This window comes from Glutamicibacter sp. AGC84, from assembly GCF_053543575.1.
In genome coordinates this window covers 82,182-90,900 of the sequence record NZ_JBLVOC010000012.1, presented here as the reverse complement: position 1 = coordinate 90,900, position 8,719 = coordinate 82,182, and the positions used below count along the sequence as shown (strand labels likewise).

At 60.8% G+C, this 8,719-nt stretch carries 11 protein-coding genes and 7 tRNA genes (1 of these 18 running past the window's edge); 13 read left to right on the top strand and 5 right to left on the bottom strand.

Annotation, left to right across the window (positions count from 1 at the left end):
- From ACNPN0_RS08190 to ACNPN0_RS08160, 7 genes are all read left to right on the top strand, one after another.
- A tRNA-OTHER gene (locus ACNPN0_RS08190) sits at window positions 1-41 on the top strand (it extends 61 nt beyond the left edge of the window).
- Between the two features lie 49 nt (window positions 42-90).
- Window positions 91-163: transfer RNA gene (locus ACNPN0_RS08185), tRNA-Phe, on the top strand.
- Between the two features lie 61 nt (window positions 164-224).
- Window positions 225-298: transfer RNA gene (locus ACNPN0_RS08180), tRNA-Asp, on the top strand.
- Window positions 299-347: 49 nt separating this feature from the next.
- A tRNA-Phe gene (locus tag ACNPN0_RS08175) sits at window positions 348-420 on the top strand.
- A gap of 61 nt (window positions 421-481) precedes the next feature.
- Window positions 482-555: transfer RNA gene (locus ACNPN0_RS08170), tRNA-Asp, on the top strand.
- A gap of 49 nt (window positions 556-604) precedes the next feature.
- Window positions 605-677: transfer RNA gene (locus tag ACNPN0_RS08165), tRNA-Phe, on the top strand.
- 61 nt (window positions 678-738) lie between these two features.
- Window positions 739-812: transfer RNA gene (locus ACNPN0_RS08160), tRNA-Asp, on the top strand.
- Window positions 813-864: 52 nt separating this feature from the next.
- Here the strand turns inward: ACNPN0_RS08160 and ACNPN0_RS08155 are convergent.
- Together ACNPN0_RS08155 and ACNPN0_RS08150 are read right to left on the bottom strand one after the other, a co-directional pair.
- The gene (locus ACNPN0_RS08155) at window positions 865-1,707 is read right to left on the bottom strand and encodes a hypothetical protein (RefSeq protein WP_105662680.1); all 843 of its coding nucleotides are present in this window, start codon (window positions 1,705-1,707) and stop codon (window positions 865-867) included.
- Window positions 1,708-1,721: 14 nt separating this feature from the next.
- A complete protein-coding gene (locus tag ACNPN0_RS08150) occupies window positions 1,722-2,522 on the bottom strand; it encodes an exodeoxyribonuclease III (RefSeq protein WP_448938009.1) in 801 nt (266 codons plus the stop codon).
- A 105-nt stretch (window positions 2,523-2,627) separates the two neighbouring features.
- On the opposite strand from ACNPN0_RS08150, the gene ACNPN0_RS08145 reads away from it, so the two are divergent.
- The gene (locus ACNPN0_RS08145) at window positions 2,628-3,680 is read left to right on the top strand and encodes a 3-hydroxyisobutyryl-CoA hydrolase (RefSeq protein WP_448938010.1); all 1,053 of its coding nucleotides are present in this window, start codon (window positions 2,628-2,630) and stop codon (window positions 3,678-3,680) included.
- On the top strand, window positions 3,677-4,573 hold the full coding sequence (gene mmsB / locus ACNPN0_RS08140; RefSeq protein WP_448938011.1) for a 3-hydroxyisobutyrate dehydrogenase: 897 nt from the start codon (window positions 3,677-3,679) through the stop codon (window positions 4,571-4,573). The genes ACNPN0_RS08145 and mmsB overlap by 4 nt, the downstream gene beginning before the upstream one ends.
- Here the strand turns inward: mmsB and ACNPN0_RS08135 are convergent.
- Complete coding sequence (locus ACNPN0_RS08135; RefSeq protein WP_105658003.1) at window positions 4,568-5,071, bottom strand: MarR family winged helix-turn-helix transcriptional regulator; 504 nt, start codon at window positions 5,069-5,071, stop codon at window positions 4,568-4,570. The genes mmsB and ACNPN0_RS08135 overlap by 6 nt on opposite strands.
- A 72-nt stretch (window positions 5,072-5,143) precedes the next feature.
- On the opposite strand from ACNPN0_RS08135, the gene ACNPN0_RS08130 reads away from it, so the two are divergent.
- From ACNPN0_RS08130 to ACNPN0_RS08115, 4 genes are all read left to right on the top strand, one after another.
- Window positions 5,144-6,286 carry an acyl-CoA dehydrogenase family protein gene (locus tag ACNPN0_RS08130; RefSeq protein WP_448938012.1) on the top strand — a complete coding sequence of 381 codons (1,143 nt, stop codon included), beginning with the start codon at window positions 5,144-5,146 and terminating at the stop codon, window positions 6,284-6,286.
- Window positions 6,287-6,402: 116 nt separating this feature from the next.
- On the top strand, window positions 6,403-6,606 hold the full coding sequence (locus ACNPN0_RS08125) for a hypothetical protein (protein ID WP_402473744.1): 204 nt from the start codon (window positions 6,403-6,405) through the stop codon (window positions 6,604-6,606).
- On the top strand, window positions 6,603-7,043 hold the full coding sequence (locus ACNPN0_RS08120) for a hypothetical protein (RefSeq protein WP_332488823.1): 441 nt from the start codon (window positions 6,603-6,605) through the stop codon (window positions 7,041-7,043). The genes ACNPN0_RS08125 and ACNPN0_RS08120 overlap by 4 nt, the downstream gene beginning before the upstream one ends.
- Window positions 7,040-7,339: a winged helix-turn-helix domain-containing protein gene (locus tag ACNPN0_RS08115; protein WP_105657891.1), complete on the top strand. Its 300-nt coding sequence runs from the start codon at window positions 7,040-7,042 to the stop codon at window positions 7,337-7,339. The genes ACNPN0_RS08120 and ACNPN0_RS08115 overlap by 4 nt, the downstream gene beginning before the upstream one ends.
- A 3-nt stretch (window positions 7,340-7,342) precedes the next feature.
- Here the strand turns inward: ACNPN0_RS08115 and nadE are convergent, their stop codons facing one another.
- On the bottom strand, window positions 7,343-8,167 hold the full coding sequence (gene nadE / locus ACNPN0_RS08110) for an ammonia-dependent NAD(+) synthetase (protein WP_448938013.1): 825 nt from the start codon (window positions 8,165-8,167) through the stop codon (window positions 7,343-7,345).
- Window positions 8,168-8,260: 93 nt separating this feature from the next.
- A complete protein-coding gene (locus tag ACNPN0_RS08105) occupies window positions 8,261-8,698 on the bottom strand; it encodes a MarR family winged helix-turn-helix transcriptional regulator (protein WP_400291026.1) in 438 nt (145 codons plus the stop codon).
- Between the last annotated feature and the right edge of the window lie 21 nt (window positions 8,699-8,719).

The window sequence follows — 8,719 nt, the reverse complement described above, 5'->3', positions numbered from 1 at the left end:
TGTCACGGCGGAGGTCGCGGGTTCAAGTCCCGTCAGGGTCGCTCAATTTACTATTTCAATAGTAAATTTGGTGTCCACTTAGTGGTACCAGGCTCTGTAGCTCAGTTGGTAGAGCGTTCGACTGAAAATCGAAAGGTCACCGGATCGACGCCGGTCGGAGCCACGCAGGCCCTCGGTTTATCCCGGGGGTTTTACTGTGTGACTTGAATTTATTCAAAGCACTAGGCCCTGTAGCGCAGTTGGTTAGCGCGCCGCCCTGTCACGGCGGAGGTCGCGGGTTCAAGTCCCGTCAGGGTCGCTCAATTTACTATTTCAATAGTAAATTTGGTGTCCACTTAGTGGTACCAGGCTCTGTAGCTCAGTTGGTAGAGCGTTCGACTGAAAATCGAAAGGTCACCGGATCGACGCCGGTCGGAGCCACGCAGGCCCTCGGTTTATCCCGGGGGTTTTACTGTGTGACTTGAATTTATTCAAAGCACTAGGCCCTGTAGCGCAGTTGGTTAGCGCGCCGCCCTGTCACGGCGGAGGTCGCGGGTTCAAGTCCCGTCAGGGTCGCTCAATTTACTATTTCAATAGTAAATTTGGTGTCCACTTAGTGGTACCAGGCTCTGTAGCTCAGTTGGTAGAGCGTTCGACTGAAAATCGAAAGGTCACCGGATCGACGCCGGTCGGAGCCACGCAGGCCCTCGGTTTATCCCGGGGGTTTTACTGTGTGACTTGAATTTATTCAAAGCACTAGGCCCTGTAGCGCAGTTGGTTAGCGCGCCGCCCTGTCACGGCGGAGGTCGCGGGTTCAAGTCCCGTCAGGGTCGCACACTAAACAGAAGCTCCGGATTCCGGGGCTTTTGCTGTATCCGGGGGCTGTTAGTTCGCGCGGCCAAGATGCCGCGGACCAATCCAGCGATTGCTCAGCCGGCGGTATGCGGCGGCGGCGCTAGTCATGTCCTCGTCTTCCAACGCCTGAATGCCGTGCATCAAGTCGTTCGCGGAATCATCGGGCCACACAATTTCTGCCAACAGGCCATAATCCAGTTCAATGACCGATCTGTTGTCGAAGGATTCCAGCCAGCCGCCAAGGCTGCCCAGCTCCTCGAAGAGCTGCGACTGCGGCGCATGGGATGCCAGCGCTTGGACTGCCCAAGCCAGGCGGTCAATGGCCTGTTCGAAGGTGGCGTACATGCGAACCGTCTTCAGCTGCTCACCGCTGTGAACCAGCTCGTGCTCGTCGTCCTCGCGGAAGAGGGCAAACCAGCCCAGCGGGATGCCCCATGAAGAGGTCCTCGTGTGCAGATGGGTCAGGTCATTGGCCAGGCGGTCGGCATCAACGCGTTGTGCGTTAGCCTGCCGCGCTGCCGGCGGTACCAGCAGGTCGAAAACCTCGGCCCGCATGGCTTCTTCGGCTTGTTCGGCAGCGAGCAGGCTGCGTGCCTGCAATTGCCCCGGGCAATAGCGCGTGTGCTCGGCCCCTTGGTAGTCCAAGGACTTCACGCTGCGGAAGAATTCCGGCTCATTGTGCGGGAACGGGTCGGAGACATGGCGCAGGGTGCGGCTCCACAGCCGCTCGTTCTCGAAGTCATCCCACTGCTCCGCGGTGCGCCGCGGGGTACGCAGGATGATGGACTGGGCCCAATCCTCGAAAGCATCCAGCGGCTCGTAGACGCGCAGGTGCGCTGTCGCTGCGGTCAGCTCTGCGGCGGGCCCAATCATCTTTGCCGCCACGACTAGTCGGCCAGCTCCACGATGACCGGGGCGTGGTCGCTGGCGCCCTTGCCCTTGCGTTCTTCGCGGTCAATGCTTGCGCCGGTTACGCGTGCGGTGAGCGCAGGCGAGGTGAGCGAGAAATCGATGCGCATGCCTTCGCCCTTGGGGAAACGCAACTGCGTGTAATCCCAGTAGGTGTATTCGCCTTCGGTGTGCGGGCGCACGACATCGGTGAAGCCCAGCTCCTCGAAGGCAGCGAAGGAGGCGCGCTCTGGCGCCGAGACGTGGGTCAACTTGTTCTCCAGGAAGAAGTTGATATCCCACACGTCTTCGTCCTTTGGCGCGATGTTCCAATCGCCCATCAAGGCAATCTGCGCCTCGGGGTTTTCCGCCAGCCATCGGGCGGATTCCTGCTTGAGCACATCCAGCCAGTTCAGCTTGTAGCCCATATGCTCATCATCCAACGCGCGTCCGTTGGGTACATACAGGCTCCAGACGCGCACCCCGCCACAGGTTGCCGCGATGGCGCGAGGCTCCTGGATCGGATTCTTGCCGGCCTTGCCGAATTCCGGCTGCCCGGGGAAGGTGCGCTCAACATCCTCGAGGCCAACGCGAGAAGCGATGGCAACGCCATTCCACTGGTTGACTCCGAAGTGCGCTACCTCGTAATCGTTGTTCTCGAACAGTTCCCAGGGGAAATTGTCGTCTTTGCACTTAGTTTCCTGGATAGCCAGGACATCTACATCGGTACGTCGCAGCCAGTCCTCAACACGGTCGGCGCGGGCTCGCAGCGAGTTCACATTCCAGGTTGCAATCTTCACTAGTTCAACCTATCAAGTTTGCTGTCTTGTGCCACTTCAATTTAGTTGGAAGTCCGAGTATATTCGACACTAGTAGGTGACCTCAATCACTCAAAGGAGAGTCTGTTGCCTGAGATTCTGACCGAACGCCGGGGGCACCTGGGACTCATAACGCTGAACCGGCCGAAGGCCCTGAACGCCCTCAACACAGACATGTGCCGCGACTTCTTCGACGTGCTGCTGGAATGGCGCGATGACCCGGATATCGCCCAGGTAGCGGTGATGGGCGCAGGGGAGCGCGGCCTGTGCGCCGGCGGGGATATCGTGGCGATCTACCGGGATATCTTGGACCGCAGCGGTGCTTCGGCTGACTTCTGGCGCATTGAATACCAGCTCAACGTCCTGATCGACGAGTACCCCAAGCCGTACATTGCGCTCATGGACGGAATCGTCCTTGGCGGCGGCATCGGCATCTCGGCGCATGGCAGCCATCGCATAGTTACCGAAACCAGCCGTTGCGGCATGCCGGAAGTCGGTATCGGATTCTTCCCGGACGTAGGCGGAACGCATTTGCTGGCGCGTGCCCCGCATGCGGCCGGACGATTGGCGGCATTGACTGGAATGAAATTCGGCGCGGCCGACACCATCGCTTTGGGCCTGGCCGACTCGTATGTGCCCAAGGCCCGGATCCCCGACGTGCTCGCAGACCTCGAGGTCCAGCCGGCCGCGTCGGTGCTGGCCGGCTATACCGAGACTCCGGAGCCTGGCTTCCTGCACGAAGAATGGGTGCAGGCCTTTGGAGAGGCAAGCACCCCAGCGGTCATGCGTGCACTGGAGCTGCACGACTGCCCGCAAGCCCAAGAGGCGTTGAAGGCATTGGGCGCCGCCTGCCCGAGCTCGGTGCGCTTGGCCGAAGAACTGATCCACCTGGCTGGAGCGGATTTGAGAACAGACCTGCAACGAGAGTATCGGGCTGCCGTTCACCGGCTTGATGACCCCGATTTCGCCGAGGGGATTCGCGCCGCAGTCATCGACAAGGACCGCACCCCGCAATGGACGGAAGCAGTCCCGGGGCTAAGCCCGGGCCAGCGCACGCAACGGCATTTGGAGCCCCTGTTCGGGGCAGAACTAACTTTCGCACTGCTCGGTGAAGATCTAGCGGAAAAGAGCCACTCATGAACGCAAAACCAGTTATCGGATTCCTGGGCATGGGCCATATGGGATTGCCCATGGCCATCAACCTGCACAAGGCAGGCTACCGGATCAAGGGCTTCGACGTGGTTCCTGATGCGGTGCAGGCCGCCCAAGAGGCAGGCATCGGCACCGTGGCTACCGGAGCCGAGGCGGCCGCCGGCGTGGACATCGTCATCACGATGTTCCCTTCGGGCAAGCACGTGCTCGATGCCTACCGCGAATACCTGCTTGATAGCGCCAAGCCCAATACGCTGTTCCTTGAGTGCTCCGCCATCGACGTAGCGCAGGCCCGTGAAGCGGCGCAGCTTGCGGTCTCCGCGGGGCATCGAAGCGCCGACGCTCCGGTGTCCGGGGGCGTGGTCGGGGCAGAAGCGGGGACGTTGACGTTCATGCTCGGTGCGCAGGCCGAAGATCTCGGAGAGATCACCCCGCTGCTGGAGCACATGGGCAAGCGGATCGTGCACTGCGGCGGGTACGGCGCAGGCCAGGCCGCCAAGGTCTGCAACAACATGCTGCTGGGCATCTCGATGATTGGCGCTGCCGAGGCCTTCGTGCTCGGAGAACGGCTGGGCTTGGAGCACCAGGCGCTCTTCGATGTCATTTCCTCCGCGTCGGGGCAGTGCTGGTCGGTCACCACCAATTGCCCGGTGCCCGGACCTGTGCCTGCTTCCCCTGCCAATCGCGATTACCAGCCAGGATTTGCCGCAGCGCTGATGGCCAAGGACCTCGGCTTGGCAGCTAGCGCGCTGGAGCATACGAGTACCGATGCCCAGCTCGGCTCCCTGGCCGCAGCGCTGTACCGCAAGTTCAGCGATGAGGGCGATGCGGGAACCGATTTTTCCGGGATCATCAACGCGATCCGCGACGGATCGCTATAGGAAGTCCCCGGAGGCCTTGCGGAATCGGGCCAGGATCTCGAAAATCTCGGTGGCGTCGGTGCCGGAGAGATCGCTCTGGGCAAAGAGCTTTTCGTTCAGATCGCCGCGGGCCGCTGGCAGCACTTGCTGGCCTGCGGCCGTGAGCTCCAAAAGGCGGGTGCGGCCGTCGGTCGGGTGCGGGATGCGCCGCACCAAGCCGGTGGCTTCCAGGCGGTCTACCGAGTTGGTCAGGCTGGTGGCGTGGACCTGCAGGAGCTGGCTGGCCTGGCTCATGGGCAGGGAGCCGCGCTTGGAGAAACCGAGCAAGGCGAGTACTTCGAATCGCGCAAAGGTCAGCCCGTGCGGCTTGAGGATGGCATCGGCTCGCTGCAGGTAAATCGATGCCGTGCGCATCACCGCGGTAATTGCGGCCATGGAGTCGGCCTCGGCTGACCATCCATGGGAAATCCATTGTTCCCTGGCTTGCGCGATTGGATCGCGTGAGAGCGGAGAAGTCATGTGCATACCCCCAAAAGAAGACTTAGTCCAACAATATACTTGGACATCCTATGGTTTGGAAGGAATCCCCGGATGGACCTCTTGAATGTGGCCGGAGAACTAAGTGGAACCGAACGGCAGCGACTGCTTGGAATCAGGCAGGTAGCGCAGCATCAGGTGCGCAAGCAGTCCGTTGGCTATTGGAACCGCGAAGAATTTCCGACCGAGCTGATCGGAAAACTGGCCGAACTCGGACTGGGCGGATTGCAGCTGGGGGACAGCTCGCATTTGCTGCGGGGGCTGATCCATGCAGAACTCGCCCGCGCCGATATTTCAATCTCATCCGTGGTCGGCATCCACAACGAACTGGTGATCGGGATGATCCGCGAATTGGGCTCGCAAGAGCAGCGCGCGCAGTGGCTGGGCAAGCTCGCCGGCTTTGAAGCCTACGGCGCATTTGCGCTGACCGAACCGGAACATGGATCGGATATCGCCGGCGGCATACGGAGCACCGCGCAGCGCGACGGGGACCAGTACGTTCTGAACGGGGCCAAGCGGTGGATCGGCATGGGCACCTTCAGCGATTTCGCGCTGGTCTGGGCCAAGGACGAGGAAACTTCGCAGGTCGGGGCCTACCTCGTTGAAGCGGACCGCCCTGGCTATAGCGCTTCCAAGATCGAACACAAGATCGGGCTGCGCAGCATGCAGAATGCGGATATTCGGCTGGAGAATGTGCGGATTCCCGTCGCGAATAAGCTTCCAGGGGTGACCAGCTTCGCTGCGGCAAACCAGCTATTGATGCAATCTCGCGCGTGGGTGGGATGGCAGGCTGTCGGCGCGATGATGGCAACGCTCGACATCTGCAGCGCCTACGTCGCGCAGCGCCAGCAGTTCGGGCAGCCGCTGGCCGCTTTCCAGTTGATTCAGCAGCCCCTGGCCGAAATTGCAGGCAACCTGAGCGCCTGCCTTTCCATGATGGGCGATATTGCCCGCAAGCAAGAGCGCGCGGAATTGCACATGGTGGATGCGGCAATGGCGAAGTCCACTGCCACCCGCCTGGCGCGGGATTCGGCCGCCTTGGGCCGGGCGATGCTTGGCGGCAACGGCATTGTGAGCGATTTCGAAATGGCCAAGGTCTTCTGCGAAGTCGAGATTCTCCATACCTATGAAGGCACCTATGAAATCAATTCGCTGATTGTGGGACGTGCCCTGACCGGAGTCAGTGCCTTCGTGTAGCCGGGGCATCCGTCCGTTGGAATCTTTCCAGCTAATTCATAACAAGTACTTTCCAGAGCGGAAAGTACTTGTTATGGTTGGGGAACTCGGAAGATCAAAGCCAAAGGAGCAGGACAATGAAGATGCCATTCAGCACCTGGTACACCATCATCACCGTCGCGGCAGGTCTGGCCTTCGCGGCAATGGCCATGACCGCCTATGCCACGGGCAACAACTCCCTGATCTTCATTGGCATGGGCTTCTTCATGGCAATTTGCATGACCATGACGTCCGTCTACGCACAGCGCCAGCAGAAGGCCCGCAAGGCGGCCAGCAAATGAGTTCCGGCAAGAAAATGAGTCCTGAAGAGCAACTGGCCGCCCTGGGGTTGGCGCAGCAGGGAATGCAGCGTGCCGCCGGGTACGGAGCCAAATTGCTGGGCACCTATTGCATCATCTTGGGAGTGCTCATGGGCGGCCTGGCCGCACTGCTGCAGGTCTTTCGTCCCGATGCGAATTTCATCGGCTTCATCGTCATCATGGCGTTGTTCTGCGTATCGGTTGCAGCAATGTCCTTGGCTTACGGGAAGCTCTACCGCTCGCTGCCGCGCGGGCATTCCAAGATGTATCTTCGGGGGTTCATCGCGAGCATGGTGCTTTACGCGGTGGCAGTTGCCTTGCTCGGGGCGGGACCCATGGGCTGGGGCGCCATCGCGTTGATCTGGATTATCGTTGCCGCGCCGTTGTTCCTGACCGGAATTGCGATGGTGCGCAAGTGAATGCCCATGCTCGCGAACGGCTCAACGACGACTTCTCCAACCCGGTACGGCTTTCGCTGATGGGCTCCTTGCAAGCCGTGGATGAAGCCGATTTCAAATCCTTGAAAGAAGCCATCGGCATTTCGGATTCGGTGCTTTCCCGGCATCTGAGCGCACTGGAAGCCGGCGGTTACGTGCAGATCAAGAAAGGGTATGTGGGCAAAAGGCCTCGTACCTGGGCGAAGCTGACTTCAGCTGGGCAGGAGGCCTTTGCGCAACATGTCCAGGCGCTGAAGGAAATCACCGGCTTGGGGTAATCCTCAAGCGCGCCACCATTTGTCCCAGTAGGTGGCCGGTACGGTGCGCTTGTGCCGGGATCCCACGAAGCGCCTTTCGATGACCTCGGCCGCCGCAGGGTCAATCTCGCGGCCTTCGAGGTAGTCATCAATCTGCGGATAGGTCAGGCCGAGTTCCTCTTCATCTGCGCGCAGCGGCTGGCCGTCCAGCAGGTCCGCGGTAGGCTCCTTGGCCCACAGCAGCTCAGGAGCCTGCAGCTCGCGCAGCAGTGCCTGGTTCTGGCGCTTATTCAGCCCGGCCAGGGGCAGGAGGTCCGCTCCGCCATCGCCGAACTTGGTGAAGAAGCCGGTGATCGATTCGGCCGCGTGATCGGTGCCCAGGACCAGCATCCCGCGGTCCCCGGCCATGGCGTACTGCATGATCATCCGGGTGCGGGCCTTGAGGTTGCCGCGGTTGAAATCGCTCAGTGCCGGGTGGCCCGCATCGGCCAGGGCTTCATCGAAGGCGGCGACAGGCTTTTGGATGTTCACCTCGAACTGCTCGTCGGCAGCCACGAAATCCATGGCCGCTTCCGCATCGGCCGCATCTTTCTGCACGCCATGCGGCAGGCGCACCGACACGAAGTGCGCCTCGCCGCCGGATTCGCGCACCTCTTCGACGGCCAACTGGGCCAAGCGGCCAGCCAGCGTCGAATCGATGCCGCCGGAGATGCCCAGCACGAAACCCCGGGCGCCGGTAGCGGCCAGATAGTCCTTGAGGAAGTCGATACGACGGCGAATTTCGTCGGCCGCGTCGATTTCCGGGCGCACGCCCAGCTCGTCAATGATCTTTGCTTGCAGTTCACGCATGCTTCTAATCCTAGGCATGAGCCCTCGCCGTGCGGTACCGCTGCACAGGTTGGGAACGAAAGTTAATCTGTTCTCAACAAATCCCGGAAGGGGCTATTCGGAATCCTGGTCCGGGTCCCAGCCGAGATTGCGCGCGATCTTCTCCAAGGCCTCGACCACCGCGTCATATTCGGAACCGTCCAGATCCTGGCCGAACTGGGTGCGGATCTTTTCCACGAGCTCACTGAGCTTGAGCAACGAGGTGTGGCCCCGATCGGTGATGGAATACTCGCCGTTGATTGCCGTAACCCAGCCGGATTCGATCAACTCGGCAAGGTGCTCTCTCAATGATTGCGGTTCATCCGGGGAGGCGAAGAACGGGGAAAGCCCGGCGTCCAGTTGCGCCTCGGTGGCAGGTTGCTGCTCCAGCAGGTTGAGCACCTGCCATTGCCTGCGTGTCACACCGTGCTCTTCCAAAGTCGCTGCAAACTGCTCGTCAATCAGCGAATCCACCAATTTCAGCCAGTAACCCAAGGGGCGTTTTGCGTTCATGCAATCAGCCTAGCCATGATG